The sequence below is a fragment of the Chryseobacterium sp. UF-290 genome (genome assembly GCF_058245615.1).
On record NZ_JBSICB010000005.1, the window covers coordinates 40527 to 67180 of the forward strand.

Genomic DNA, 26654 nt, shown 5'->3' on the forward strand with positions numbered 1-26654 from the left:
ATGAAGCTAAAGTTTAGAAAAATTGCATATCAGTTACATCTATGGCTCGGACTAACGTCCGGGCTTATAGTTGTTATCATAGCAGCTACAGGCTGTATTCTTGCCTTTGAAGAAGAATTAAAACACATTGTTCACCCCAACAGATATTTCGTTGAGAATATTGGAAGAAAAAAACTGCCATTGTCTGAACTTACCGGAAAAGCGGAGAAAGCCCTCCCTGAAGGATTAAAGATCAAAAGAGTTGTAATCCCTTCTGATCCTTCACGAACGTATGTATTCCGTACTCTTAAAATGGATAATGAAGCGTTGACCTATTGGGGAACTTATCTTTATTATTACCGGGTTTACATGGATCCTTACACAGGAAAAGTACATGACGTGGAAGATGCCAAGCAGGACTTTTTTGAAATTGTACTGGATCTTCACAGAAGGCTTCTGCTGGGCGAAAAAATAGGAAAAACCATTACAGGCTATTCTACATTGGTATTTGCTGTCATCCTTTTTTCGGGGCTTGTGATATGGTATCCCCGCAAAATGAGCAAAAACATGCTGAAGGGAATGTTCTTCATCAAGACATCTGCCAACTGGAAGAGAATCAACTATGACGTTCACAATGTTTTAGGGTTTTATGCCGTGATCCCTTTGCTTCTTATTTCTTATTCCGCTTTGATATGGAGTTTCGGAGATATAGATCAATGGGTAAAAAAGACTCTGAATGGAAGCACACCTACCGAACAGAAAGCTAAAAGTACAATTCCTTCCGAAGAATTTTCAGACCGGAAAAGCATTTTGGACAGGATTGGAAAAGAAATGGAACAAGGACTTCCGGATAAAAAATCAGCCCTTATCAACTTTCCAAGATCGGAAGAAGGTACCTATTATGCTGAGTTGACCTACGATGAGAGACAATATAGAAATGAACAGTATAGTTTTGACCAGTATTCAGGGGAAATTTTAAAACATCAATCTTATAAAAACAAAAATATTGGATATGGAACCGCATTAAGGGAAAGAAATTATGACCTTCACACCGGAAGTATTCTGGGAATGACCAGCAGGATTATTTATTTTCTGGCTGCGATCATTGCTGCATCACTTCCCATTACCGGTTTTATTATCTATTTAAACAGAAAAAAGAAAAAACCAAAGAAGAAGAAGGTCATGGGTTAATGATAGGCCGCAGTTTACTCAATAAACTATTATTCTCCACAACTTCAAATTACTGTAAAGCCTCTGTATAGGGGCTTTTATTTTTCTTGCAGATCAAACAGGGTTCAATAAGTTATGATCTGCTCACAGTCCAAAGATTCTATGAACCCATCAATAATTTGGCATTCTTTGAGAGTACTTTAATGCTTTTTTCCATCTCTTCAAAATTCAGATCACCGAATCCCAGCCTTATGGCAGTAAGGTTTTTATTCTGATAAAGAAGAGTTTTAGGAACAAAAAGATTTTCCCGGGCACAATTACGGCTGAGCTGCATCAGATTGAGCGGAACATTCCATTCCAGCCAGATCGCTAAACCTCCTGACGGCTTTTGAAAGGTAATAAGTTCTCCCATATTTTCCAGAAGCAGGGTACTGAGATAATCCCTCCTTTCCTGATACACTTTCAGCGATTTTTTCAGATAACGGTTGATCTCACCCTCAGCGATCATTTCACCCAAAGCTCTTTCCATGAGGATGTCTCCCTGACGGTCAATGATCCCAAGGTATTTTCTCATTTCTGCCATCAGGTTTTCAGGAGCGACAATAAATCCCGTACGGAATCCCGGAGCCAAAGATTTTCCAAAAGATCCGATATAAATGACCATTCCGTTGGTATCTGCGCTGGCTAAAGGGAGAATAGGGCTTTTATCATAATGGAACTCATAGTCATAATCATCTTCAAGAATGATAAATCCGTATTCATGGGCCAGCTCCAGAAGCTCAAACCTTCTCTGCGCACTCAATGCCACGGTAGTAGGATAGTGGTGATGCGGGGTAAGGTAAAGCATTCTGATCCTCTGCTTTTTACAGGCCTCTCTTACACTTTCTACTATAATCCCATCTTCATCTATAGGAATGGATACCATCTGAACACCGGCTTTCATAAAGATCATATTAACTGAAAAGTAACTCAATGCACCCACCAGCACCACATCTCCGGCAGAAAGAAGGATTTCAGAGACAATATAAATACTCATTTCCGTGCTTCGTGTGATCAGCAAATTATTCTTAGAAATAGGAAGTCCACGGGATAAATTAAGATAGCGGGATAAATGCTCTTTAAAGAACTCGCTTCCGTCATGATTATAGTGTCCTGATATCTTCTGATGAGACTTACGCTTAAGGATAGAACTGTAAAACCGGGAATGCTGTCCGATCTGGGTCAGCCTGATATCCGGTACCCCGTCATTAAAGACATACTCACAATCCGAATGTTCAAACGGATTATCCAGGATATTTGACGTTTTAAAGGAAAAACCGGTGGTTTTAGGATAATTTTGAAGGTTATTCTGTTCAAAATCGTTCACTTTTACAGGTTTTTCTTGTTCCTTTCCAATGATAAAGGTACCTTTATTCGGAACACTTTCAGTCCAGCCCTGAGCTGACAATTCATCATATACGGCTACTGCCGTATTTCTGTGAATTTCCAGTATTTCACTGAAGGTCCTTGTTCCCGGAAGCTTGGTTCCAAAGGGTAAAAATCCTCTTTGGATCGCATTAACCAGCTGATTGGCGATCTGCAGATAGATAGAAGTCTCTGATCTTCTGTCAATTTTTATAAAACTTTCATAAGGAATTCTAACCGGACTATCCATAATATCAAAACTGGCACCATACAACCATCCGGCAATATACTACTTTTGACATCAAAATAAAAATCTATGGAATTTCATCATCTCTTAAAAAGAATAGTACAGGAAGGCACCACTCATGCCAAATGGCTAAACACACTTTCTTTTATGGAAAATGCCGGAGCAAGAAAAATATCAAAATGTGAGCATCCGGTTCTGGTGACCCAGATTCAGCTGAAGCATGCAGCAGAAGAGCATCGCCATGCATATTATCTGAAAAAGCAGATCGGAAAAATAGATCCTGAGTTTTGCAAAACCTATGAAAATAAAGAGCTTCTGGCACCAATAGCCACCCGCCAATATCTTCATTCTTTAGATATCAAAGCCTGCCGGTATCTTCAGGACGTGTTTCAGCTTAGTAAAGAAGATCTAAAATATGCTGCCTATCTTTTTGTAACCTATGCTATTGAAGTGCGTGCTGATGAACTATACCCTGTATATCAGGATATTCTGACTAAAGAATCTTCAAAGATTATGGTAAAATCTATTATTCTGGAAGAAGAAGGACATCTGGAGGAAATGATCAATCAGCTCAATGAATTTTCAGCAGACTGGAAGGCCCATGCAGACCATATCCTGACCATTGAAAAAGAATTACACGATCAATGGATCAATGCTATTACAGAAGAAATAGCACAATTGAACTATGCATAACGATACCTCATATTTTCAACAATCACTTGACAAACGAAAAGAGCAGGGGACATTAAGAAGTTTAAAGCCTGAGTCTGAAGGAATTGATTTCTATTCTAATGACTATCTGGGATTCGCGAGAAATAAAGCGCTTCAGGACATTCTGCTGCAAAAGGTCATCGAAAAGCCGCAATTGCTTTCAGGAAGCACAGGCTCAAGGCTGATCAGCGGCAACAGTGACATCGTTACTATGACAGAAGACTTTGTGGCTGAAAAACATATTTTTCCGGCAGCATTGCTCTTTCCGTCCGGCTATAATGCCAACCTTGCCTTATTTTCCACACTTCCCGGCCGCCATGACACCATCATTGCAGATGAGCAGATCCATCGTTCCGTACATGATGCTTGCAGAATGTCAAATGCAAGGAAAATAAAGTTCAGGCATAATGACCTGGAAGATCTGGAAAGTATATTACAAAGGCAGAACGGACATTGCTATATCGCTATAGAAAGCCTTTATTCCATGGAAGGAGATTTTGCTCCTCTTCCGGAGATCGCTTCTCTTGCTAAAAGGTACGGAGCAGACTTAATTGTCGATGAAGCCCATGCTTTTGGAGTTTTCGGTTATGGCCTTATCGAAAAATTCCGATTGCAAAACTATGTTTCAGCAGCGGTTATGACCTATGGTAAAGCATTGGGAGCCCATGGAGCGGCAATATTATGCAATGAAGTCACAAGAACTTATCTCATCAATTTTGCATCTTCATTTATTTATACCACTTCAGCGCAGGATTTCCAATGGATGAGCATCAGAATCGGATATGAATTTTTAGAAACCAACAAGGAGCTGGCTGAAAAGCTTCAGGAAAACATTAAAGTTTTTAGAGACCAGGGAATAAAATCTCCATCATCAGAAACGAGCCCTGTTCAGGCAATTGTAATTCCTGATAATCAGAAACTAAAAGCAGTACAAAATGCTTTATCTGAAGAAGGCTTTTTAACCTATGCCGTATACAGCCCAACCGTGAAAGAAGGAAGCGAAAGGCTTAGAATATGCCTCCACACCTTCAATACGGAGAAAGAAATAATGAGATTGACTGAGATTATCAGAGAGTTTATTTAAAGCGAAAAGGCAAAATGGCTAAACACTTACCTGCCTTAGAATAGAAACAGAAGAAGAAAAGTTCAATAATAAAACTGAAAAGAATCAATCAGCCGCTATCTGTCTTTTTTGTCATTTAGCCCTTTTACCTTTTCACCACCGGCATGAAATTATTTATCACAGGAATAGGAACCGAAATAGGGAAAACCGTTTGCTCGGCCATTTTGGTTCAGTACTTTAAAGCAGATTACTGGAAACCCGTACAATCCGGAGACCTGCATTATACAGACAGTCATAAAATTGGAGAATGGACAGACAATACCATTTGTTATCCGGAAACCTACCGGCTTCAATTACCTGCATCTCCCCATCAGTCTGCACGGGCAGAAAATATACACATTGACCTTGATAATTTCCGGCTACCGGAAACAGATAAAGACTTAATCGTAGAGGGAGCAGGAGGTTTGATGGTTCCTCTTTCAGACAACAGGTTTATTATTGATCTCATAGAAATCCTCAATCTACCTGTGGCATTGGTGGTGAGAAACTATTTGGGATGTATCAATCACAGCTTGCTATCGATCATTGTATTACAGCAAAGAAACATAAAATTAGAATATGTAATTCTTAATGGAGACTTTCCCGAAGATACTGAAAGAGTGATCTGCAGCTTCATTGAAAAAGAAACAAAAATAATCCGGATTCCTGAGATCAGCAGTCCCGGTAAAGAACATATAAAAGCTGCTGCAAAGCAGTTAACAATAACAAAATTATGATAATGGATAAGAAAACAGAAATCAGAAACAACTGGACCAAAGAAGAGATCGAGGAAATTTATCATTTACCTCTGATGGAATTGATTTATAAAGCCGCTACCGTACACCGGGAATGGCATGATCCTTCTGAAGTACAGATCTCAACTTTATTATCGATCAAAACCGGAGGATGCCCGGAAGACTGTTCCTATTGCGGACAGGCAGCCCGTTATCACACTAACATTAAAGTGCAGGCTTTGTTACCCACTGAAACGGTAATTGCTCACGCTCAGAAAGCTAAAGATGCAGGATCTTCAAGATTCTGTATGGCTGCCGCATGGCGTGAAGTTCGGAACAACCGGGACTTTGACAGGGTAATCGATATGGTAAAGGGAGTGAATGATCTTGGACTGGAAGTATGCTGCACCCTGGGAATGCTTACGGAAGAGCAGGCGATAAGGCTTCAGGAAGCCGGATTGTATGCATACAACCACAACCTGGACACTTCTGAACAGTATTATGAAGAAATCATTTCAACAAGAACATTCGATAACAGGATCAATACGATCAACAATGTACGGAAAGCAGGAATTACAGTTTGTTCCGGAGGAATCATCGGATTGGGAGAAACGCATAGAGACAGAATTTCAATGCTCCTGACTTTAGCAACAATGCCTAAACATCCGGAATCTGTTCCTATTAATGCACTGGCAAGGGTAGCCGGAACACCATTGGAGAACAATGAAAAAGTAGATACCTGGGAAATGATAAGAATGATCGCGACAGCAAGAATCGTTATGCCTTCCTCTATGGTAAGACTAAGCGCCGGACGTATAGAAATGACCGAAACAGAGCAGGCATGGTGCTTTATGGCCGGAGCCAATTCTATCTTTACAGGAGAAAGGGAAACCTTACTGGTAACACCGAATCCCGGAGTCTCTGAGGATATGCAGATGCTGCAGACCCTTGGGCTTAAACCTATGATGAAAAAGGAAACCTGCTGTTAAACAATTATAAGTGAGAACATAGGTCAGTATTCGGATCCTGGTCACTGGTATTCTGAACTTTGTTGCAAAACTGATTAAGAATCTGTTTAAACTTTTTATCTCATAAGAATCATAGATGTTTTTTTGACTTGAAAAAGCTTTTATTCTAAACACTTTAGTCCACTTAAGTTAGTTTAAAATGATACTGTATAAAAAGTTCACATAAGAAGAAAATCAAAGATTTTCATAAAGCTCAGGTGTACTTATTGTGCAGCAGGCTTGTGACTTAAAAACAACTGAAGTGTTTAATCTTTTTTGGGCTTTTTTGGTTTTCATTGGAAAAGTTTATACAGCTTTAAACTTAAAAAAACAGGAAAGCAATAATCAACAAAGCAGAAATTTTAACGCAATGGTTCGCTAAGAAAGTATAGAGAATCCTGTATTTTCGTTCGCAAAAGCATTGTATTCAGCAAAGAAGCGCAGCCAGCCTATAGCTGAGCGTAATGCCCTTGCGAACGAAAAAATAAGTTTATAAAGAAAAACTTTGCGAGCCCTGCGTTAAAATAAAACAATCAGTAAGAATCTCATATTTACTTCATATTACCAACCCCTTCCATCATTAATACATTTTACATCAATACATGAATACAATAACACCAACCAGCCTTCAGGAAAGAGATAAAGCCGTCAACTGGCATCCCTACACGCAAATGAAAACGGCCAGCAATATTATCCCTGTCATAAAAGGAAAAGGAGTCTATCTCTACGATGAAGAAGGAAAAAAATATCTGGATATAGTTTCTTCGTGGTGGGTTACTTTACATGGGCATTCTCATCCATATATCGCACAGCGGGTTTTTGAGCAACTGAATACGTTGGAACAGGTTATTTTTGCAGGGTTTACCCATGAACCGGCTATACAGCTTTCTGAAAATTTGCTGAAGCTGCTGCCTGCCGGTCAGGAGAAAGTCTTTTACTCTGACAATGGCTCTACAGCAGTGGAAGTCGCGTTGAAGATGTGCATTCAGTACGCTCATAATCAAGGGAAAAAGAAGACCAGGATCCTCGCTTTTAAAAATGCCTATCACGGAGATACTTTCGGAGCAATGTCCGTAAGCGGGAAAAGCTATTGGACCCGGCCTTTTGAAAGCATGCTGTTTGAAGTCATTTTCATTGATACTCCTAATTCGGAAAACCTGGAAAATTTAAAGACTCAAATCAAAGAACTTGCTGATGAAGTAGCCTGTATCATTTATGAGCCTTTAGTTCAGGGAGCAGCAGGAATGCTGATGTATCAGGCAGAAGACCTGAACAGCCTGATGAAAGTCTGCAGGGAAGAAGAAATTCTCACGATCCAGGATGAGGTTTTTACCGGCTTTGGGAGAACAGGAAGACTTTTCGCAGCAGATTATCTTACTGAAAAGCCGGATATCATGTGTTTTTCAAAAGGATTAACGGGAGGAACCATGCCTATGGGAATCACGACATGCTCCAATGCCATCTACAATGCTTTTCTGTCTGATGACCATCATAAAACCTTATTTCACGGACACTCCTTTACGGCTAATCCTCTGGCCTGTGCTGCCGCTCTGGCCAGTATGGAATTATTACTTCAAAAAGAAACCCAAATGAATATCAAACGTATCACCCACCAGCATTCAGAGTTTGTAAAAACCCTTGCCAACCATCCTCAGGTAGAAAATGCCCGTCAGATAGGGACTATTTTAGCTTTTGATTTTAAAACCGGGCAAGGAACTTCTTATTTTAATGAAATAGGAAAAAAAATTTATAATGAATTTTTAAAAAGAGGAATTATTATGCGTCCATTGGGAAATGTAATCTATCTGGTTCCTCCGTATTGTATTTCAGCTGAAGAGCTGGACTTTGTGTATCAGAATATTCTGGAAGTTCTGGATCAGCTCAGAGATTAGATTAAAATTAGATCTATTGTCCAATGTCTGCTTTACAAACAAACCTTATAGGTTTCGAAAACCTATAAGGTTTAATAAATTCAGTATCAGAAGGTGTCTTTAGAGCTCTTGTTCAGCATTATTTAAAATCTTTATCAACTCCTTTAGTTCATCTTTGCTGAACTGATTCAAACTTTGCTGATAGATTGCTGAAGGAAATCTGATATAATTGTTCCAGCCTTTTTGATTTTCACTATAAATTCCTCCAAACTCAATATTACTCATCGTAACAAATTTATATTTCGTTTCCTGAGCAATTTTTTCATTTTCCTTTTGGTAAAGGGTTTGAAGGGACTGGATTAATTTTGTCAGTTCCTTTTTATCAATAGTCAGCGTTCTTTTTGAAATTTCGTCGTAAGTTTCATATTCATACATGATTCCAAGAAGGCTTTCTGATGAAAGATCTGACAGATCTTTCGTCACGATCTTCTGAATATTTAAATTTTTAAATTTAGACAGATTATGGATCTGCTTTTCAACCAATGTTCCTCTTCTTGAGTTAATAGTTAGCCCACGGGAAGTTGTCGAAACTGTTGAAGACTTTTGAAAGGCTGGTGGTGGTGAAGACTGAGCAATAGCTGATGTGCAAAATACACCAGAAATTAAAATAATGATTTTTTTCATTTGTAAATTATGTGAATAAAATTTCTGTTAAATACAGATCTTTGTATTATTTTACACTAAAATATAAAATATTTGCCAATTAATTGAAAAAACTAATCAGATATGGCTATTGAAGAAATTTCAGGCGAGATCAGGGTATTAATCCTCTACACATTTGTTTCTCGCAGCTCTCATTCCGAAAAATAACATCAACAACACGGCGACACCCAGAAAATAAAATGAGCTGTTCCAGGAAATATCCCAATCATGCAGTTTTCCAAATACCGGAGGACCAAAGGCAGCGATCAGATACCCTACGGACTGTGCCATTCCGGAGATCTTCACCGCATTGATACTGCTTTTCGTTCTTGTGGAAAAAAACAGGATAGACAGGCTAAAGGATAACCCGTTGGAGATCCCTATGATGACGGCATTCACATAGATCCATTGAGATTTGAGCAATACGAACATCATTGTACTTCCCAACATCAAAGCACAGATAAAAAGGATCATGATCCGCTGATCTTTCATTTTATTCGCAATAATCGGACAACAGAATGTGACAGGGATCATCGTAATCTGAATTACAAAAAGTACCCAACCGGAGCTCTCACCCTGCATATTGTAATCCGCAAGGAATGAAGGGAGCCAGGCTACCATACAATAGTAAAACAAAGACTGCAGCCCCATGAAAGCACTGATATTCCATGCCTGGGAAGACTTAAACATATTAAAATCGGAAGTACTTAATGCAACTTTAGATGGATCTGAATTCTTTTTGCTGAAAATAAGCTCCAATAATAAGACCAGGAATCCTAAAGCCGCAATTACCAGCCATATTCCCAGAGAGCCACGCCATCCGGAGCCCGTCCATTCTCCGATCTTCACACTGAAGCCTGAAGCCAAAGCAGCCGTAAGGTTCATCGATACCGCAAAAATACCGGTCATCAGGCCAATCTGCTTTGGAAAATTATTCTTAACATAGCCGGGAGTTACCACATTTCCAATACATATTCCCAATCCTATGAATATAGACCCTAAAAACAACAGCCAAAGAGAGCCCGTAATACGGAGAAACAATCCTACACTTAAAATAATCACTGAATACATCAGCAATTTGCTGATCCCAAATGTATTTGAAAATCTGCTCACCAGAACAGAACAGGCTGCAAACATGAAAAGGGGAATAGAGGTCAGCAGACTGACCTGAAAATTATCCAGATTCAAGGCTTCTCTTACATCTCCCAGCACAGGTGCCACCGCAACAATGGGAGAACGAAGATTGCTGGAGATCAGGATAACGATCAGTACATTAATGATCAGTAAAACATAGGAAGCATTCTTTTTTACTTCATTCTTCATCATAATAAAAACTTTTATGCAAAATTAACACAGCAATTTTGTTTAATTTTGCCAAAGTTTTAACCCAAAACGACATGAACACCAATAATAGTATTGAAGTCGATGAACTGAATAAACCGTATTTCGTATGGTTCGAAGAAAACTGGATCCATGATGATGTTCTTCATCAGCATCAAAAAGGACAGCTGGTTTACGTAGAGAGCGGCTTCCAGTATATTACGATTGAAGAACGGATCTATCTTCTTCCACAAAACTATGCGGTATGGATTCCCCCTAATACCCTCCATAAAACCAATTCACATTCTGAAAAGATCAAACTGATGATCATGTTTGCCGATACGGAAAAAAAAGATACTTTTTATCATGAAGTAAATGTGTTTTCCGTACCGCCGGTTCTGAAGGAAATGATAAAATATGCCGAAAAATGGTCGAAACTGCTCACAAAAGATCATAATGAAACCCTGTTCCTGAAAGCCCTTTTTAATGAGCTTCCCCATTTCGTAGAGCATTCACTGAAACTTCATATCTGCCTGCCCGGAGATAAACGTCTCGGTAAAGTCATTGAGCACCTTCATCATCATTACCGTGAAGATATCAGAATAGAAGAGCTTAGCGATACCGCATTATTATCATTGCGTACCCTGGAACGTATCTTCAAAAAAGAAACGGGACTTACTGTAACCAAATACCAGCAAATACTTCGCATGATCAAGAGTCTGGAACTTCTGAGCTCAGGAAATTTTACGATTTCAGAAACAGCATATGAAGTAGGGTATAAGAGTGTACAGGCATTCACCCGAAGCTTTCAGTCTGTAATGAATTTCCGGCCTACAGATTTTATAAAAAATATTCAATGATACTAAAAATGAGATCAACAGATTGAAAACCCAAAAGGGATTTATAACAATCTAAAAATTCCTGCATACTCCTAAAATAAGGCTTTTATTTCTTTATTTTACAGCTATAATTCACCATTTTTACGTTTTCAAATAAACAGTAAAATATCAATTATGCAATCAGTAAAAACAAAAAGGTCCCCACAAATGGAGACCTTAAAAAAACACAAATGATGAAAAAAAATTATTTCGATTCACAAATATAAGCAAAATTTATATTATGCAGCACATTGCATGTGTATTTTTTTTAAATATTATTTATTTTAAGTAAAAATAATTATCCTTAATTCGTTTTCGGTTTTCTTTAAAGATTCTGAAATCCGACATCATAATTACCTGTAGGTGCCTATAAATAAGACTTTTTTAAGTACACACAAATTCTCTTAAAAAAAACTGCGCGATATTTTTTAATTTTTTCAAAAAAAAATATTTCAACCTAAAATGATTTAATGATTAAAACAGTTATAATTTAGCATCCTCATTTGAATAAAAAGAGTTGATGATCATTTTAACTTCAAATCTTTATTTGTGACTATACTCATAAAAAAAGACCGGAAAATTTTATTTATTTGTTCTAACTAAAACCTACCACATGAAACCAAAGCAAATAAAAGGAGTTCCTCAGCAAAGATCCGGTGGTTTTCATGATACTGAAAGCAGCAAACATTTTGAACCGGCTCTAATCCCGTTGAAATTTGAAATTCTGAAAAAAAGATTTTTCTCTATCCATCAATGGAAATCTTATTGTGGAGAAGCTTTTGCAGCCTTTAAGCTTTACAGTTCCAGTGGTAATCCTGTTGACCGTGAACCACAGAAAGGAGATTTTATCAGGATCAATATTCCCGGCCCCGGGGAAACGGAAGCAAAGGGATATGACTGGGTAGAAATTACAGATATCTGCTATTATCAGGATACACACTCAGAAAGTGTTGCCCTCACTTGTAGGCCCTCCCGGGACCCACAACATGGAAAAAACAATCATATTGCCCACTTTTACAGTTCCAGGGCTACTTCTACCTTTATGATCTCCAGAAGCTCCACTCATCTGAAAGCAGCAGTGTATGGACGAAACGAAACCCCAAATTTCAACGCAAACTGGTTAGACATCATCAGAAATATAATAGTAGCTGCAGGGGGAATAATGGGTATCGCCAAAATCCAGTGGAAGCAGCTGACCGATGGATTTTTAGATTTTGACTAAAATTTTTGATGGAAGTCAAAGTTCTGAAAAAATCTGCTTTATAATTTCGCAGCTTAATATAACACTATGGTTGACTTGAAATGTTTCAGAGATCCGGAATATCTGTTTACCTATTCTTTAGAATCCATAAATTCTTAAAAAATTAATGCTGACAGCCTTTTCAGAAAAAATTTAAGCCTTATATTTGCAGTACAATGTTAAAATGGTTCTCCATATTATGTTCAATGATGTATGTGCTGGCTACCACCAATGCGGGGGAAGTGCTTAAGGTGCCTATGTTTGTGGAACATTATATGGAATATCACGGAAGCCTTTCAGAATTTGTCATGGAACACTATGACAATCACAAACAAGATGCTGACTGGGATACGGATCAGAAACTGCCATTTATCAATCCGCCTATTGTACTGACAGTACATGCTCAGCTTCCTGAACTTTCGTTTGAAATACAAAAGCCTAAAGAAGTTACCGCTTCTCAGAAAAACAGTATCTATAAGGAAAAAGATTTCTCAAACCTTTACCTTTCCAGTATTTTCCAGCCTCCACGGTTTTCTTAATTGATTTTAAATTGAAAATTACTGCTTTATAATCTCTATGAAGCACCCATTTTATTATCTATCAATTAATTCGTAATGCATTATAGTTACTATGGAAGCTTAAGGCTTTTATAAAGCATTCCGGATTATCAATTAACCATTTTTCATGTTAAATAAAATTATTGAGTTTTCTGTAAAGAATAAGCTCATCATCGCTCTGTTTACAGCGGGGCTCGTCCTTTTTGGAATCTACGAGACCACCAAGCTTCCCATTGATGCTCAGCCTGACATTACCAATAATCAGGTTCAGATCATTACCACAGCTCCTTCTTATGGAGCAGCAGACATAGAGCGCCTGGTCACATTTCCTATTGAGCAGGCCACCAGTAATATCAGTGGTATCACTGAGCTCCGCAGCCTTTCACGGTTCGGACTTTCTCTGGTGACTGTAGTTTTTGATGATGATACCGATGTCTATTGGGCCCGTCAGCAGGTTCAGGAAAGACTTCAGCTCGTTCAGGATAATATTCCCGCAGGTATCGGGAAACCGGAACTGGGACCTATTTCTACAGGATTGGGAGAGATCTTTCAATATGTTGTAAGAGCCAAAAAAGGATATGAAAATGTCTATGACGAGACAGAGCTCAGAACCATTCAGGATTGGGTGGTAAGGCGCCAGTTACTGGGAACCAGGGGAGTGGCAGATGTCAGCAGTTTCGGCGGAAAGCTGAAACAGTACGAAATAGCGATCAATCCCCACAAGCTTCAGGCATTTAATATCAATATCAATGATGTTTTTACGGCTTTGGAAAACAACAACCAGAACACCGGCGGAGCTTATATAGAGAAAAAAGAAACCGTTCTTTTTATCCGCAGTGAAGGTCTTCTTGGAAGTACTGAAGATATTGGAAGTATTCAGGTAGCGGAAACCCGGGAAGGAATTCCTGTTCATATTAAGGACGTAGCTTCTGTAAAGATTGGATATGCTACCAGATACGGAGCAATGACCTATAATGATACGGGAGAAGTTTCCGGAGCGATTGTTCTGATGCTGAAAGGTGAAAATGCCAATAAGGTGATCGCCAATATCAAGCAGCGACTGGAAAAGATCCAGGAATCTTTACCGGAAGGAGTTGTCATTGAACCCTTCCTTGACCGTGCCAAAATGGTGAATAATACCATCAGTACGGTAAAGACAAACCTTATGGAAGGAGCGCTGATCGTTGTATTTATTCTGGTCCTGTTCCTCGGAAACTTCAGAGCCGGTTTACTGGTCGCTTCCGTCATTCCTCTGGCTATGCTTTTTGCCATCATTATGATGAATATCTTTGGGGTGGGCGGAAACCTTATGAGCCTCGGAGCTTTGGATTTCGGTCTTATTGTAGACGGTGCTGTTATTATTGTGGAAGCCGTTCTCCATCAGCTGGCCCATAAAAAGCATTTTGGGAAAGACAATATGCTCAGTAAAAAAGAAATGGATGAGCAGGTTTCAGGTTCAGCGACAAAAATGGTGAACAGCGCCGTTTTTGGACAGATCATCATCCTGATCGTATATCTTCCTATTTTTACACTTCAGGGGATTGAAGGTAAGATGTTCAAACCCATGGCACAGACCGTAGCATTTGCATTGATAGGCGCATTCATCCTTTCCCTGACCTATATTCCGATGATGAGCTCACTTGTGCTGAGCAGAAAGAAAAAAGAAAAAGAAACGATTTCAGACAAGGTAATGGCCAAAGTAGAAACAGGCCATCAGAAACTTCTGATGAAGGCACTGAAATTTAGAAAAACAATCATTTTGAGCGTGCTGCTCCTTTTTGCAGGGGCTGTATTCACCTTATCCAGAATGGGAGGTGAATTTATTCCGTCCCTGGAAGAAGGTGACTTTGCAGTTGAAATGAGAATCCTTCAGGGAAGCAATATCAATGAAACGAAAAAAGTAACCACCCAGGCTTCCGGTATTCTGCTAAAACAATTTCCCGAAATACAGAAAGTTGTGGTAAAGATCGGAAGTGCAGAGATTCCTACGGAGCCAATGCCTATGGATGCCGGAGATATGATCATTGTCTTAAAGCCTAAAAAAGAGTGGACATCTGCAACATCATTCCCGGAGCTTTCTGAAAAAATGAGTAAAGCTTTAAGCGTTATTCCCGGATTAACAACCAGTTTTCAGTTTCCTGTACAGATGCGTTTCAACGAACTGATGACCGGGGCAAGGCAGGATGTGGTCTGTAAAATTTATGGCGAGGATCTCGACAGTCTTACCATTTATGCTAAAAAGCTGGGAAGCATCATCAATACGGTAAAAGGAGCCCAGGATCTTTATATTGAACCGGTGGTAGGCGCACCACAGGTGGTTATTGATTATAACCGTTCAGAGCTGTCACGCTATAATATTTCCGTAGCGGATATCAACAGGGTTATCAATATGGCTTTTGCGGGGCAGACTGCAGGAGCTTTATACGAAGGAGAGAAAAAGTTTGACATCGTGGTCCGGATGGATAATGAGCACAAAAAAGATATTACAAGTATTCAAAACCTTTTGGTTCCCACTTCTTCCGGAGAGCAGATTCCATTGTCACAGCTGGCCAAAGTGGAGCTTAAAAACAGTCCGAACCAGATCCAGAGAGAAGATACCAAAAGAAGGATCATCATCGGGTTCAATGCAAGAGGTAGAGATGTACAGACCATTGTACAGGAACTTCAGCAGAAAGTGGGTAAAGATCTTAAATTCTCTCCCGGATATACAATTTCCTATGGCGGAACATTTGAAAATTTAAATGAAGCCAAAGCCAGATTAGGCGTTGCAGTTCCGATTTCCCTGGTGATGATCTTCCTCCTGCTGTTCTTTGCTTTCGGTTCTGTAAAACACAGTTTGCTGATCTATACAGCTATTCCTTTATCCGCCATCGGAGGGGTTTATTTTCTTGCATTAAGAGGTATGCCTTTCAGCATCAGTGCAGGAGTCGGATTCATTGCCTTATTTGGAGTCGCTGTGCTTAACGGAATTGTTTTAATCTCAGAGTTTAACCGTTTGAAAAATAACGGAGTACGCAACACCAGCAGAATTGTACTGATGGGAACAAGAATCAGGCTTCGTCCGGTTTTAATGACAGCTTTTGTAGCTTCTTTAGGATTCTTACCGATGGCATTAAGCAACGGGGCAGGAGCTGAAGTTCAAAGGCCTTTGGCAACAGTTGTTATCGGCGGTCTGATGCTGGCAACGCTTTTAACCTTATTTGTCCTTCCTATTCTCTACGTCTTATTTGAACACATTAATAAAAATAAAATGAAATTCTCAAAAAAAATAAATTCTAAAAAATTGTCTGTTTTCCTGGTATTGCTGTCTTTCGTCAGTCTTCACGCTCAGGAAAATATTACTTATGAGCAGGCTTTGGAGAAAGCTTTTCAACAGAACGGAACCCTTAAAAATTCAAAATTAATATCTGAATATCAGGAGAAATTAAAGGCCAGCTACCTGGACATTCCCCAGCTGGAAGTTACCGGAGGATTTGGACAGATTCAGGGAGAAGAAACGGATAATTCATTTGGGGTCTCTCAGCGGTTCAGCTTTCCTACGGTATATTCAAAAAGAAAGCAGATGCTGGATGCTGAATGGACGGCAAGTATCATTACCCAGAATCTTACAAAAACTCAGCTTACCAAAGAGGTTACAGACGTTTTTTATAGAATTTTAGTCCTTCAGGAAAAGAAAAAGGTGTTGGAATATATCAGCCAGCTGTACGATAATTTTGCTGAAAAAGCGGCTTTAAGATTAAAAAAAGGAGAAGCCAATATTCTGGAGGAATCGACCGCTGAAATTCAGAAGGAACAAGTAAAAGTACAGCTGAACGGCCTAGAAAATGACCTGAATATCTCAAAACTTCAGCTTCAGCTGCTTCTTCAGTCTGAACAGCCTTATCAGCCTGTCGCTGATAAACCGGTAATGGATGTAGCGCTTCAGATTTCAGAAGATAAGGTAAAACAGCATCCTGAGCTTCAGTACCTGCTGCAACAGATCAAAGTGGGAGAGGCAGAAGTGCAGCTTGAAAAAAGCAAACTGCTTCCTGATCTTCTTATAGGCTATACCAACCAGAGTATGAAGAACATTAATAGCAACCGTTTCCATTCAGTGCAGGTAGGTGTGGGAATTCCATTGTTTACAAAAGGACAGAGAGCATTGGCCAGAGCTGCAGAATCCAAAATCGCCATTTCTGAAAATCAGTACCACCGGAAAGAGATCGAACTCAAAAACAGGCTGGGACAACAGCTGAACAACTATATGAACCAGCAGAGGATTCTTGAAAACTACGAACAGAAACAGCTCCCAAAATCTGAAGCCATTTTAAAAGCAGCCCAAAAACAGATGGAAGCAGGGGAAATTGATTATCTGAACTGGGTCATACTGGTCAACCAGGCAGTAAAAACAAAAGCAGATTATATCGATCAGCTTGAAAGGCTCAATCAGATCGGAGCGGAACTTAATTTCTTAATTTCAAAATAACAGCGTGATGCATTTCAAAAAAATATCAATATACAGCCTTGCTTTAGTACTTGTTCTATCTTCATGTTCAGGAAAAGGAGAGGAGAAGACCGTTTATGAAAACACAAAATTTGCGAAAGGCACTGAAAATACCATTCACCTTACAGAAAAGCAGCTTCATTCTGTAGGATTAACGACCACTTCCATTCAAAACAGGAATATGGAGAAACTGGTACGGCTGAATGGAAAAGCCGAGATTGCTCCATCCCATATCAGCTCGGTTTCAAGCATTATGGGAGGCCATATCAAAGCCATTAACGTGATCAGTGGAAGCCGTTTCAGTAAAGGACAGGTATTGGCAGTGGTAGAAGATCCTCAATTCATACAGCTTCAGCAGGATTATCTGGTAACAAAGGCCCAGCTTGAAGCCGCAAGACTTAATTTCAACCGCCAGAAAGACCTTAACACAAGTAAAGCCAGCAGTGACAAGACCATGCAAACCGCGCAGGCAGATTATGCTACCTTAAATGCCACCTTAAAAGGGCTTGAAGAAAAGCTCCATATTATCGGTATCAATGCTAAAGGACTGACCAGCGGAAATATCAGAAGCAGAATCAATATTTATGCTCCGTTCACGGGTTTTGTAAGCAAAATCCTGGTCAATAACGGTCAGTATATCAATCCTTCAGATACTTTATTTGAACTGATCAACCCTTCCGGATTGCTGCTGGAATTAAAGGTTTTTGAAAACGATGTGAATGATATCAGAGCAGGCCAGGAACTCCTGGTCTACAATAATCAGAACCCTGACATAAAATCCAATGCCAAAATTATCAGTGTGGTTCCGAGTATTGAACCCGGAGGTTCTGCTACAGCTGTTGCTAAGCTATCTTCTGCCAATTCTGAGTTTGTAAAAGGAATGTACATCAATGCTGAAGTAAACATCAGCAGCCGTTATACCCAGGGACTTCCCAACGAAGCGGTGGTTTCTTATGAAAACAAAAATTATGTTTTTGAAGATCTTGGAAAATCAAACTATAAAATGCTTCCGGTCGTTACCGGAATCTCCGATGATCAATTCACAGAGATTATAAAAGCCGACTATCTAAAGGATAAAAAAATTGTACAGAAAGGGGCTTACAGCCTTCTGATGATGCTTAAAAATAAAGCGGAATAGCAGGAGAGAAGTTATCATACAACTTTACTTGACCTAAAGTAGCTACAGAATAATTTTATTCGTCCATCTGTGGCTGAAAAACATTCAAAGAAATATCATCCGCACCTTTATTTAATCATAAAACAATGATATTTCGCATGTTTTTAATATTAAAAATAGTATTCAATGCATAGCTCGTATTAAAATAATATATTTAAGAAGTGAATAGCTTGAAAGGATTTTTAGCGTATTAATGAAAACTTTTATTGAAAAATATGACAAAAAAACCTTTGCACAATTTCCATATTCCGGTCATGGGACTGGCTTACACAATAGACAGCCCGATCCGTGTTGCCCAATATGGAATTTCTTCTGTCATCTCTATTATTGATGATGAGATCCTGGAAAAAATGAAAAATTTCTATAACAAGAAGTTTAATCTCAGCTATTCGGGAATTTCAACGAAGACAGAAGACTACAGGGCCAAAAGGATTACTGCTTATCTGGATATGGTGGATGATATCGTGAATGAAAAATTTGAATCTTTCAAACAGGAGATCAGCAAAAATGCAGAAGCATTAAAGGACTTTATGGCGATGCTGCCCAATACCTCAGATTTGAAGAACAGTCTTCAGGCTTTTATTCATCAAAAGGATAACTGGAGTTCAGCTATTAAAAATTTCATTGAATCCAATTTAAAACCGGGAAGTATTGACGTCAATATCATGACGAAAGTGGATAAGGATAATTATCATAAGAACGAGCAGCTTCCTGTGATGTATAATGATGCCCATGCTTCACTCCGTGGGTTTGCCCAGAGCAAATTATCTTCTTCCATGGTTCTTTCTGCAGGAATGAATCCTCGTTTGTACAGCTATATGGAAGAATTCGAAGACTTTTTCCCGGATGAGAACGGATGGATAAAAAAGAAAATTATTCTTAAGGTCAGCGATTTTCGTTCCGCCATGATCCAGGGGAATTTTCTGGCTAAAAAAGGATTGTGGGTATCAGAATACAGAATAGAATCCGGATTGAATTGCGGAGGCCATGCGTTTGCTACGGACGGAATGCTTCTTGGGCCTATCATGGAAGAGTTTAAGCAGAAAAAAAATGAACTGATACAGTCGGCCCATGCATTAATGATCACCGCTTTGGAACAGAAAGGAAAACCTGCTGTTTCCACACCTTTAGCAATGAAAATTACAGTACAGGGAGGAGTTGGAACTTCGGAAGAACATGAATTTCTGCTTACGCATTATAACGTGGATAGCGTAGGATGGGGTTCTCCATTTCTGTTAGTACCTGAAGCTACGTCTGTAGATACAGAAACCAGAAACCTTCTTTTACAGTCTAAAGAAGAAGACCTCTATCTGAGCAATATTTCGCCTTTAGGCGTTCCTTTCAATACTGTTAAAGGCACTTCCAACGAAAAGCTGAAGAACGAAAAAGCAATCAGAGGCAGATACGGAAGCTCATGCCCAAAGAAGCTGCTTGCATTAAGCAAAGAATTTTCTCCCGAAGGAACCTGTACCGCTTCTAAGAAATACCAGGACATTAAGCTGAAAGAACTTGAAGAAGCCCGGGAAACCTTAACTGTAGAAGCTTTTAATAAAAGAAAATCAGAAATCACGGATAAAGCCTGTCTGTGTGTAGGGTTGGTCAACTCCGCATACATGGAGCAGCATCTTGAGATCAGGGGGGAAAAGCAGGGAGTTGTCATATGTCCGGGACCTAATATCGCTTTTTTTGATAAGGAAGTTTCTCTTTCAGAAATGGTACGGCATATCTATGGAAATACCAATATCCTTTCTGATAACCGCCGTCCCAATATGTTTATCAACGAGCTGAAAATGTATATTGACTATTTAAAAAAGGAAATTACGGATTCATCCATACAGATCACCAGTTCCCAGACTAAAAAGTGGAATACCTTCAAGAAAAATGTCCTGGAAGGAATAGACTATTACCATAATCTGTTCAGAACTTCGTCATTCTTCAAAAGCGGATGGTCTGCCATAAACCTGCAGCTACAGGAATACAAGCTAATGCTTACAGCCATTGAGGTTCCTCAGGTTGAGAAGCAATAGGATTTTTTAATTGATAGATCAAAAACAGTCTTCCTCCGGAGGCTGTTTTTGTTTTTACATTGAAAAAACAGGAAACAAAACTCATTTTTATCTCAGATAAATATTTACGCGTCACAACATTCAGCTTTAAACATTTTGTGTGATTGCACTTATCCAACAATTACAGCATATTATACTATTAATAATTCAATAAGCATAGGTTCTCCTATTTATAATAACTATGATGCGAATGGCTATTTTAGATTCTTATCTGCCTTTATATTCCTTACCTTAGAAGTCACTTAGTAAAATTATTTTTATGGAAAAAAGAGAGATCAAAAATACCGATCTGGCAGTAGCTCCTGTCAATTTTGGAGGTAATGTTTTTGGATGGACGCTGGATGAGAAACAGTCTTTTGATATACTGGACCGTTTTACAGAAGCAGGATTTAATTTTGTAGACACAGCAGATACTTATTCCTGGTGGGTAAACGGAAAAGGCGGGCAATCTGAGGAAATCATCGGAAAGTGGATGAAAAGCCGTGCCAACCGTAAAGATATCGTGCTGGCCACCAAAGTAGGCTCAGAAACGAAAGAACACGGCTATGATATCAGTAAAAAGCATATCCTGAAATCAGTTGATGAATCCTTGCAAAGACTTCAGACAGATCATATCGATATTTATTATACCCATTTTGATGATGATACCACTCCGGTGGAAGAGACCCTTTCAGCGTATGATGAGATCATTAAAGCGGGTAAAGTACGTTATATTGCGGCATCCAACCTTTCTCCGGAACGCTTACAGGCATCATTTGAAGCCGCTGAAAAAAATAACCTTCCAAAATATGTGGCATTGCAGCCTCATTACAATCTGATGGAAAGGGAGGGGTTCGAAAAGAACTATGCTCCTCTGGCAGAACGGTACAATTTGAGTGTATTTCCATACTGGTCACTGGCTGCAGGATTTTTAACAGGGAAATACCGTGATGAAGCAGATCTTACCAAAAGTGCAAGGGGAGAAGGCGTAAGAAAGTATTTAAATCCTAAAGGTCTTGAAGTTTTAAAAGCGTTGGATCAGGTAGGAGAGAAGCACAGCGCACCTCAAAGTACTGTTGCTTTGGCATGGCTATTAGCTAACCCTCTCATTACAGCACCTCTTGTAAGTGCCACCAGTGCATCACAGCTCGAAACCTTATTCAATGCTCCGAAACTTGTATTGGACAAGGAAGATATCGATCTGCTCAATAAAGCCAGCAACTAATTTTCAAATTTCATTATAGATTAAAATTAAAGAGGCTGTCTCAAAAGTGTCATTCTGAATGAAATGCAATGTAATGAAGAATCTCAAACAACTGACCATCAATGAGATTCTTCCTTCGTCAGAATGACAAAAGCCGAATTATTTGACTTTTGAGACAGCCTCTTTATGCTTGTTTTTTACCATTAAAAATAAATATTACTTCAGCCTCATTTTTAAGGTATTATTAATCCGAATATTCCTTCAGAAGCTGTCTGTAGCTCATCAGGATGGAGGATTTCGAAATAAATCCTATAAACTCGTTATTTGCGCTTACAATAGGAAGATTCCAGACACCTGTATCGTCAAAGGTCTGAAGAATTTCCAGAGGTTTATTTTCACTGTAGAGTATAGCAGGCGGAGCTTTCATCACCTGAGTAACCTTTTGTAAAGGGTCAATCTCTTTATTGAACAGGTAAGGTCTTATATCATCTAATGTAAGTACGCCTTTCAGCTTTCGCTGATCATCCACCACGGCAAAAATATTTTTATTTCCGTTCTTTACCAGCTCGAGGAGCTCTGTAATAGAATCATTTTCATGAATGGTCTGTGAATACTGATCAATAAAATCTTCTGTTCTCAAGGCAAAAAGAAGGTTTTTATCATGTTTACTGGTGAATATCTTTCCTTCATCAGCCAATGATTTCAGCTCCGGGGAAATAGGAGAGAACCATTTTGCAATAAGATAAGACATCACGGAAACGATCATCAGAGGAATAAACAGGTCATACCCAAAGCTGGATTCTGCAATCAGAAATATCGCAGTAAGCGGAGCATACAGTACACCACTCATGGCTCCTGCCATTCCCACCAGAACAAGGTTGGTTACAGGCACACCCGTAAATCCTATATGCTGGCAAACCAATGCAAATAAGTATCCTAAAGTTCCTCCCGCAAAAAGAGAGGGAGCAAAATTTCCTCCGTTTCCTCCACTGAATATGGTAAAAGAGGTTGCAAAAGCCTTTAAAAGCAGTACCAGAATTAAAAATATAATAATGGTCCAGTCCCCGATCTCAAAATACCTGAAAAAACTGTTTTCAATGATCGAATAGGTGTTCCCATTGGTAAAAGCTTTTATCGTCTCATATCCTTCCCCGAATAAGGGAGGAAACAGAACACAGAGTAACGACAGTACCGCCCCTCCAAACATCGCTTTACGCATTTTCGAAAGCTGAAGCCCTTTGATAAAATGTTCTACTTTTTGGGAAATGATCACAAAATAACGGGCATACAATCCGGTTACAAGGCCCAGAATAAGATAATAGGGAACGTTTTTATAATTGAAAGGGTCTCTTGTATAAAATCTGAAAAGAACATCTTCCTGCAGCAAAATTCTTGATAAAAGGCTGCCACAGACTGCAGCTACTACCAACGGAATAAAATCGGTAAACACAACTCCTGTCAGAAGGATCTCAAAAGCAAACATGATGCCTGCAATAGGAGCATTAAAAGCCGATGCAATCCCTGCTGTCGCTCCCGCAGCCAGAAGCAGTGTACGTTCCTTATAGCTGAGTCTGTACGTCTGGGCATAATTTGAACCAATAGCAGCACCTGTAACGGCGATAGGACTTTCCAACCCTGCAGATCCTCCCAATCCAACGGTAACCGCACTCTGGATCACCTGCGAATACATTTTAACGGAAGCCACAATACTGGAATTCTGGGCGATTTCATAAAGAATGGCTCCGATTCCTTTCCGGTCCTGTCCTTTGAATAGGGTGAGAACGATCATTGTAGTAAGCACAATTCCTAAAAAAGGAAAAACGATATAAAACAGGACCTGATATTCAAAATGGACTTTATCAGTAATAAAGTAATGGATGTTATGGACCAGCGTTTTCAGGATCACTCCGGCAAGACCGGCCGTACAGCCGACCAGGATTCCGGAAAGCACCAGAAATTGATTTCTGCTCAGTCTGTTGTTCAGCCAATGGAGAATAAGCTCATAGCTGCGTGCTTTTTCCAATCCGTATTTCTGGAAATCTCTTTTAAATTTAAGGAAACTTAAGTACTTTTTTTTGTTGTGAATTTTCACCGGGAAGAATTTTAATGCTGTTGTCAATTGGATACAGCACTGTAAATTTATGAAATATCTGACAAAAGACTGTAAAAAGATCCTTTTTAAGCCGCACAATGAGCCTTAGACCATTAAGAGATCATCAAAGTTTGAGAGCAGTAAGAACAACATTACTTTAAAGTGAGATTGCTTCCCCTTTGATTTGCAATGAACGTCTGTAAAGGCTTAGGCTTTCCTAAGAACTTCGTTATCCCTTAATGGCTCAATTCTACGCCTGTTTTACCACAGCGTCACAAAATTCTCATTCTATTTTTTTGCTTTTCCCAGAAAACAGTAATCCTACAGCAACAGCTCCTATAATCCCGGCACCCGCCCAGGTCAATACCTTAGGAGAAACAGAAAATAATGTCTTCCCGTCAATTCCCGTATTACCTTTCGAAGGAGCCAGTACATTACCTGCCGTATTTTCATTTTTACGGGCTTTTTTCATCATCATCCGCATTCCGGCAGATGAAATATTGCGAATGAGTCCGGGAAATATTTCGTATAAATTTTTAAAAACAACTGCTGACCAGTCCGGATAAGACACTTCTGTGGGATTCTTGGCTGTCTTTACAATCGAAGCAGCCAGTTCACGGGGATCAAATGAAGGAGGAGGAGTACTGAGCTTTATTCCTGAATAATTAGCGGCATGCTCTATTCCTGAAGACTTCTGAAATCCGGGATAAAGAGCGCAGATATGAATATCAGGAAAATCTGATACCTCTCCCTGTAAAGTTTCTACCATTCCCCGTATCCCAAATTTTGAAGCAGTATAAGCTGCTCCGTAAGGGGCTGGCATCCACCCTCCGATAGAGATATTATTAAGCAAAACTCCCTTTTTCTGCCGTTTAAAAACAGGAAGTACCGCATGTGCACAGTGCATATAGCCCAAAAGATTCGTTTTGATGATCTGATCTGTAATTTCTGACGGGATTTCCTCAAACTTTCCAAAGGCCAGTACTCCCGCATTATTGACCCAATAATCGATCTTACCACTGAACTCAAGCGCTTCGTCTACAAGATGTAATACGTCTTCTGCCACAGAGACATCCGTAGGAACGGCTATGACCGATACTCCAAATTTACGGCATAGCGCTGCCGTTTCATTCAGAGCTTCTTCATTACGGGCAGCCAGGATAAGATCAGCTCCCTGTTCTGCAAAAGCTTCTGCAGTAGCTTTACCAATTCCGCTTGAGGCACCGGTAATGACAACTGTTTCTCCAAAAAAAGGAGGTTTTCTGTGATTTTTCATAATATGTAGATTTAAGTGTGGGTTGACTGTTATTGATTAAAAATAATTGTGATCGATGATCATCCGTTTCCCGTATTTTTTTTCGGTAAAAGGATAAGCCTGATAGAAGGGTTATTGGTGATGAACAAGCGAAACCAGTCCAATGCGAGCTGAGCTTTATTTTTGAACCCGACAAGAGGGATAATATGAATAAAAAGCCACGTAAGCCAGGCTATAAAGCCTTTAAAGGAATGTTTCGGAAGATCCACTACAGCATTATACTTCGAAATAATAGCCATACTTCCTTTATCATTATACCGGAACGGCTCCAATACTTTGCCGTCTTCTATCCGTTTGAAATTGGCCGCCAGATTCTTACCTTGCTGAATCGCCACCTGCGCGAGCTGAGGATGCCCATTCGGAAATTTTTCTTCTGAGAGCATCAGGCAAAGGTCTCCCAATGCATATATATTGGTGGTGCCTTCCACTTTATTGTAAGCATCCACAGATACACGTTTTCCTTTTCCTATACTTTCTTCCGGCAACCCCGGAATTTCCCGGCCTATTACCCCGGAAGTCCATATCAGGGTTTCTGTTTCTATAGTTTTTCCGTCACTTAAAATAACCTTGCAGTTGACATAATCTTTCACAGAAACATTCAGAAGAATTTTAACGCCAAGCTCTTTTAATTTTTCATAGGCAGTTTCCTGAGCCAATTGACTCATCGGTGAAAGGAGGGAAGGTAAAGCGTCAATCAGATAAATGCTGGAAAGGCTTAATCTGATCTCGGGATATTCTCTCCGAGCAATATATTTCCCCATTTCTGCAAGCATTCCTGCCAGCTCAACGCCTGTAGGGCCTCCGCCCGCAATAACGATATTCTGCAGTTTTTCAGCTTCTTTGATGTCTTTATTACGGGCAGCTTCTTCCCATGTCAGAAGTATATGATTCCGCAGATAGAGCGCTTCGTCTATATTTTTCATAGGCAAAGCATGCTTCCGTACGTTTTCCATTCCAAAGAAATTGGATTCTGTTCCCAATGCAAGAACCAGATAATCATAGCTCAGATTACCCGTGTCAGTTTCAATTGTTTTGTTTCCAGGGTTTACCCTGGTCAGACTTCCCATATGAAATCTCACATTTTTATTATTCGAGAACAGTTTCCTGAAAGGATAGCTGATATTGGAAGCTTCTATAAAGGAAGTCGCTACCTGATAGATCAGTGGCGGAAAAAAATGGTAATTATTTTTATCGACCAGGGTTATTCTGAACCTGTTGTCGTTTTTGAGAGATTTGATAAGATTAATGCCTGCAAATCCTCCTCCTACGATTAGAACGTGCTTTTTCATATTAAGTGGATATTGAAATGGTATATTGTATTTCATTCAATAACAGGACCAAAGAAGCTCAGAAGCAAATATTTAACATAATGTAACAAATTACAAAACACGCTTAATATCACTCTTCAATAAGGGT

Annotated in this window: 19 protein-coding genes; 13 read left to right on the forward strand and 6 right to left on the reverse strand. The window is 39.4% G+C overall.

Annotation, left to right across the window (positions count from 1 at the left end):
- Positions 1–1170 (forward strand): PepSY-associated TM helix domain-containing protein, encoded by a 1170-nt coding sequence (locus AC4IF5_RS07295; RefSeq protein WP_490733089.1) that lies wholly within the window; start codon positions 1–3, stop codon positions 1168–1170.
- Positions 1171–1309: 139 nt separating this feature from the next.
- Here the strand turns inward: AC4IF5_RS07295 and AC4IF5_RS07300 are convergent, their stop codons facing one another.
- Positions 1310–2803 (reverse strand): aminotransferase-like domain-containing protein, encoded by a 1494-nt coding sequence (locus AC4IF5_RS07300; RefSeq protein WP_490733090.1) that lies wholly within the window; start codon positions 2801–2803, stop codon positions 1310–1312.
- A gap of 66 nt (positions 2804–2869) precedes the next feature.
- On the opposite strand from AC4IF5_RS07300, the gene AC4IF5_RS07305 reads away from it, so the two are divergent.
- The 5 genes from AC4IF5_RS07305 to bioA all read left to right on the forward strand — a co-directional run bounded on the left by AC4IF5_RS07305 (position 2870) and on the right by bioA (position 8246).
- Positions 2870–3493, forward strand: a complete 624-nt coding sequence (locus AC4IF5_RS07305; RefSeq protein WP_490733092.1) for a hypothetical protein — start codon at positions 2870–2872, stop codon at positions 3491–3493.
- Entirely contained in the window at positions 3486–4595 is a 1110-nt protein-coding gene (locus tag AC4IF5_RS07310) for an aminotransferase class I/II-fold pyridoxal phosphate-dependent enzyme (RefSeq protein WP_490733093.1), read from the forward strand. Before AC4IF5_RS07305 ends, AC4IF5_RS07310 begins: the two co-directional genes overlap by 8 nt.
- Positions 4596–4738: 143 nt before the next feature.
- Positions 4739–5350, forward strand: a complete 612-nt coding sequence (gene bioD, locus AC4IF5_RS07315; RefSeq protein WP_490733095.1) for a dethiobiotin synthase — start codon at positions 4739–4741, stop codon at positions 5348–5350.
- Positions 5351–5352: 2 nt separating this feature from the next.
- Entirely contained in the window at positions 5353–6336 is a 984-nt protein-coding gene (gene bioB, locus AC4IF5_RS07320; protein WP_490733097.1) for a biotin synthase BioB, read from the forward strand.
- 620 nt (positions 6337–6956) lie between these two features.
- Positions 6957–8246, forward strand: a complete 1290-nt coding sequence (bioA, locus tag AC4IF5_RS07325; protein WP_490733099.1) for an adenosylmethionine--8-amino-7-oxononanoate transaminase — start codon at positions 6957–6959, stop codon at positions 8244–8246.
- Between the two features lie 99 nt (positions 8247–8345).
- Here bioA and AC4IF5_RS07330 read toward each other — a convergent pair whose 3' ends face one another.
- Together AC4IF5_RS07330 and AC4IF5_RS07335 are read right to left on the reverse strand one after the other, a co-directional pair.
- Positions 8346–8909 carry a hypothetical protein gene (locus AC4IF5_RS07330; protein WP_490733101.1) on the reverse strand — a complete coding sequence of 188 codons (564 nt, stop codon included), beginning with the start codon at positions 8907–8909 and terminating at the stop codon, positions 8346–8348.
- A gap of 138 nt (positions 8910–9047) precedes the next feature.
- Positions 9048–10253, reverse strand: a complete 1206-nt coding sequence (locus tag AC4IF5_RS07335; protein ID WP_490733103.1) for a CynX/NimT family MFS transporter — start codon at positions 10251–10253, stop codon at positions 9048–9050.
- A gap of 71 nt (positions 10254–10324) precedes the next feature.
- Here AC4IF5_RS07335 and AC4IF5_RS07340 point away from each other — a divergent pair, with 71 nt between their 5' ends.
- From AC4IF5_RS07340 to AC4IF5_RS07370, 7 genes are all read left to right on the forward strand, one after another.
- Positions 10325–11107: a helix-turn-helix domain-containing protein gene (locus tag AC4IF5_RS07340; RefSeq protein ID WP_490733105.1), complete on the forward strand. Its 783-nt coding sequence runs from the start codon at positions 10325–10327 to the stop codon at positions 11105–11107.
- Between the two features lie 631 nt (positions 11108–11738).
- Entirely contained in the window at positions 11739–12347 is a 609-nt protein-coding gene (locus tag AC4IF5_RS07345; RefSeq protein ID WP_490733107.1) for a hypothetical protein, read from the forward strand.
- A 194-nt stretch (positions 12348–12541) separates the two neighbouring features.
- The gene (locus AC4IF5_RS07350; protein WP_490733109.1) at positions 12542–12904 is read left to right on the forward strand and encodes a hypothetical protein; all 363 of its coding nucleotides are present in this window, start codon (positions 12542–12544) and stop codon (positions 12902–12904) included.
- Between the two features lie 145 nt (positions 12905–13049).
- On the forward strand, positions 13050–17387 hold the full coding sequence (locus AC4IF5_RS07355) for a CusA/CzcA family heavy metal efflux RND transporter (protein ID WP_490733110.1): 4338 nt from the start codon (positions 13050–13052) through the stop codon (positions 17385–17387).
- Positions 17388–17394: 7 nt separating this feature from the next.
- Positions 17395–18543, forward strand: a complete 1149-nt coding sequence (locus AC4IF5_RS07360; protein ID WP_490733112.1) for an efflux RND transporter periplasmic adaptor subunit — start codon at positions 17395–17397, stop codon at positions 18541–18543.
- A 254-nt stretch (positions 18544–18797) separates the two neighbouring features.
- A complete protein-coding gene (locus tag AC4IF5_RS07365) occupies positions 18798–20609 on the forward strand; it encodes a hypothetical protein (protein WP_490733114.1) in 1812 nt (603 codons plus the stop codon).
- A gap of 298 nt (positions 20610–20907) precedes the next feature.
- Positions 20908–21852, forward strand: a complete 945-nt coding sequence (locus tag AC4IF5_RS07370) for an aldo/keto reductase (protein ID WP_490733116.1) — start codon at positions 20908–20910, stop codon at positions 21850–21852.
- A gap of 223 nt (positions 21853–22075) precedes the next feature.
- On the opposite strand, the gene AC4IF5_RS07375 is transcribed toward AC4IF5_RS07370, so the two are convergent.
- The 3 genes from AC4IF5_RS07375 to AC4IF5_RS07385 form a co-directional block, all read right to left on the reverse strand.
- A complete protein-coding gene (locus tag AC4IF5_RS07375) occupies positions 22076–23923 on the reverse strand; it encodes a chloride channel protein (protein ID WP_490733118.1) in 1848 nt (615 codons plus the stop codon).
- A 283-nt stretch (positions 23924–24206) separates the two neighbouring features.
- Entirely contained in the window at positions 24207–25199 is a 993-nt protein-coding gene (locus tag AC4IF5_RS07380; protein ID WP_490733120.1) for an SDR family oxidoreductase, read from the reverse strand.
- A 59-nt stretch (positions 25200–25258) separates the two neighbouring features.
- A complete protein-coding gene (locus AC4IF5_RS07385) occupies positions 25259–26527 on the reverse strand; it encodes an NAD(P)/FAD-dependent oxidoreductase (RefSeq protein ID WP_490733122.1) in 1269 nt (422 codons plus the stop codon).
- Between the last annotated feature and the right edge of the window lie 127 nt (positions 26528–26654).

What these genes read in the sequence shown, in the direction of transcription:
- AC4IF5_RS07360 (WP_490733112.1), top strand. Translation starts at nt 17,395, where the DNA reads ATGCATTTCAAAAAAATATCAATATACAGCCTTGCTTTAGTACTTGTT.
- AC4IF5_RS07310 (WP_490733093.1), top strand. Translation starts at nt 3,486, where the DNA reads ATGCATAACGATACCTCATATTTTCAACAATCACTTGACAAACGAAAA.
- bioD (WP_490733095.1), top strand. Translation starts at nt 4,739, where the DNA reads ATGAAATTATTTATCACAGGAATAGGAACCGAAATAGGGAAAACCGTT.
- AC4IF5_RS07380 (WP_490733120.1), bottom strand. Translation starts at nt 25,199, where the DNA reads ATGAAAAATCACAGAAAACCTCCTTTTTTTGGAGAAACAGTTGTCATT.
- AC4IF5_RS07385 (WP_490733122.1), bottom strand. Translation starts at nt 26,527, where the DNA reads ATGAAAAAGCACGTTCTAATCGTAGGAGGAGGATTTGCAGGCATTAAT.
- AC4IF5_RS07350 (WP_490733109.1), top strand. Translation starts at nt 12,542, where the DNA reads ATGTTAAAATGGTTCTCCATATTATGTTCAATGATGTATGTGCTGGCT.
- bioB (WP_490733097.1), top strand. Translation starts at nt 5,353, where the DNA reads ATGGATAAGAAAACAGAAATCAGAAACAACTGGACCAAAGAAGAGATC.
- AC4IF5_RS07365 (WP_490733114.1), top strand. Translation starts at nt 18,798, where the DNA reads ATGACAAAAAAACCTTTGCACAATTTCCATATTCCGGTCATGGGACTG.
- AC4IF5_RS07305 (WP_490733092.1), top strand. Translation starts at nt 2,870, where the DNA reads ATGGAATTTCATCATCTCTTAAAAAGAATAGTACAGGAAGGCACCACT.
- AC4IF5_RS07330 (WP_490733101.1), bottom strand. Translation starts at nt 8,909, where the DNA reads ATGAAAAAAATCATTATTTTAATTTCTGGTGTATTTTGCACATCAGCT.
- AC4IF5_RS07295 (WP_490733089.1), top strand. Translation starts at nt 1, where the DNA reads ATGAAGCTAAAGTTTAGAAAAATTGCATATCAGTTACATCTATGGCTC.
- AC4IF5_RS07335 (WP_490733103.1), bottom strand. Translation starts at nt 10,253, where the DNA reads ATGATGAAGAATGAAGTAAAAAAGAATGCTTCCTATGTTTTACTGATC.
- AC4IF5_RS07345 (WP_490733107.1), top strand. Translation starts at nt 11,739, where the DNA reads ATGAAACCAAAGCAAATAAAAGGAGTTCCTCAGCAAAGATCCGGTGGT.
- AC4IF5_RS07355 (WP_490733110.1), top strand. Translation starts at nt 13,050, where the DNA reads ATGTTAAATAAAATTATTGAGTTTTCTGTAAAGAATAAGCTCATCATC.
- AC4IF5_RS07370 (WP_490733116.1), top strand. Translation starts at nt 20,908, where the DNA reads ATGGAAAAAAGAGAGATCAAAAATACCGATCTGGCAGTAGCTCCTGTC.
- bioA (WP_490733099.1), top strand. Translation starts at nt 6,957, where the DNA reads ATGAATACAATAACACCAACCAGCCTTCAGGAAAGAGATAAAGCCGTC.
- AC4IF5_RS07340 (WP_490733105.1), top strand. Translation starts at nt 10,325, where the DNA reads ATGAACACCAATAATAGTATTGAAGTCGATGAACTGAATAAACCGTAT.
- AC4IF5_RS07300 (WP_490733090.1), bottom strand. Translation starts at nt 2,803, where the DNA reads ATGGATAGTCCGGTTAGAATTCCTTATGAAAGTTTTATAAAAATTGAC.